Consider the following 1,876-nt stretch of genomic DNA (forward strand, 5'->3'; position numbering starts at 1 on the left):
TGGGTGCCGGTGTCGGAGTCGGGGTGGGTGTCGGCGTTGGAGTGGGAGCAGGTTCGAGTGTAGGTGTTGGGGTTACTTCAGCGGTAGGGATCGGATCCGGTTCTTCCCGGCTATCGCGGATCGTTGGGCGTGGCCACAGCAAAAAGGCGGCCAGCAGAGCCATGACGCCTAGGGATCCCCCGGCCAAAACCCACTTCAGGTTGCTGTCGGAAGGTTGCAGAACCGTTTGGGGGGCAGCTTGCCGCAGAGGGCGAGTGCGGGGAGTATCGGTTCGTGCCGGCGTGGCAGGGCGAGCGACGGGGGGATCCTGAACGGTCGAGAGAGCGTTGCTGGCTGGGATCACTGTGGAGGGCGTTTTGGGAGTTTCATCCTCACTTTGGGGGGAGGGATCCGGTGTTTCCGGCGGAGCTTCTGCTGAGGAGGGTTCCCGCTCGGTGATGTAATAGGGGATCCCTGCACCTGGGGAGGGGGGAGAGACCGGCTCATCTTCGATGAGATCCAGATCCTCATCGCGGATATCTTCAAAGGCTCCAGAAGCTGATCCTGTATTGCGGGTGGTTTGGATTGGTGGCTTGGGGTCAGAAGAGGGTGGAGCATCCTGTTGAGGCTTGGCGCTGCCGGTGGGCAGGATCACAGTGCTGGCTTGGCCACTAGAGAGTTGGGTGGTTGCCGTCAGGTCATAGGCTTGCAGCAGCCGCTCCCCTAGCTCCCGCATCGTTTGCGGTCGTTCGTCTGGGTTTTTTTTCAGGCAATCCATCACCACGGCTGCTAAAGGGGGTGGGATCGGCTGGGGGGCTGCCTTCGGGTTGATCTCGATTGGGCTTTCGTAGCAATGGGCGTGGATCCAGCTGTGCAGGGAGTCGGTTTCCAGCTGAAAGGGCATGGATCCCGTCAGCATCTCGTAGAGCACCACGCCAAAGGAGTAGATATCCGAGCGGGCATCCAAGGCTTTGCCCCGTATCTGTTCGGGAGAGGCGTAGCGAGCTGTGCCGATAAATCCTCCCCCTTTTTGGGTGCCCAGGCTGAGGGTGTGATCCGCCAGGGTTTTGGCCACGCCAAAGTCGAGGATTTTCAGTTGGGGGATAAGCTTGCCATTTTGAAAAACTTGCTCGATGAAGAGGTTGCTGGGTTTGATGTCGCGATGGATAACGCCTCGAATCTCGCGACCCTCTACCTTGGCCTGAAACGTGTGGGCAAAGTGCAGCCCCTCACAGGCCTGCAAGGCTAGTCGAACGGCTTGTCGAACCGGCAAAGCCCCTTTTTCTCGGATCAGCTTGCCCAGATCCTGCCCCTTGAGGTACTCCATCACCAAGTAGGCCTGCTCCCCCTCTTGGCCGTGATCCAAAACCTTGACGATGCGAGGATGCTGCCCCAGAAGGGTGCTAACGCGGATCTCTTCGGCAAAGCGACGGCGCAAGTCTGTCTGGAAGTCGCCCCGGCTCAGCAGCATGGGGGCATATAAGATCTTGACAGCTACCTCTTGGCCGTTGTTGTGTAAGTCTAAGGCGCGGAAGACGGATCCCATACCACCGCTACCAATTTCTTGAATCAGCTGGTAGCGGTTGCCCAAAATGCGGTTGGTGAGATCTGCGGTCATGGGTTTGCAGCTTGGAGAAGAGGAATTGCAGGGGGAATGTCCATACCATAAACCGAATTGCTGAGGTCTGCATCAGCCTAGGTCGCGGCTGAACTCAGGGATCCGGATTGGGGCCATCTGTTGGAAATGGCGGGGTTTTCAGTTGATTCTTCAAGGTGACTTCTCAGCTAGAAATCGCAGGAGCCCCGCCCTCTGTCCGTAGGACGAGGGTCGGGAGGAATGCGGAAGTTATGATAGAACCATGACCCAAGTCCTGACCGTCTCCTGCAAGCTCAAGGT

Annotated in this window: 1 protein-coding gene; it reads right to left on the bottom strand. The window is 58.3% G+C overall.

Going from position 1 to position 1,876, the window contains the following annotated elements:
- On the bottom strand, positions 1–1,597 hold a 1,597-nt coding region (locus NW840_RS12980), incomplete at its 3' end, for a serine/threonine protein kinase (protein WP_414344709.1).
- Between the last annotated feature and the right edge of the window lie 279 nt (positions 1,598–1,876).

It is taken from the genome of Synechococcus sp. R5-13 (assembly GCF_047462015.1).
Lineage (GTDB): Bacteria > Cyanobacteriota > Cyanobacteriia > Thermostichales > Thermostichaceae > Thermostichus.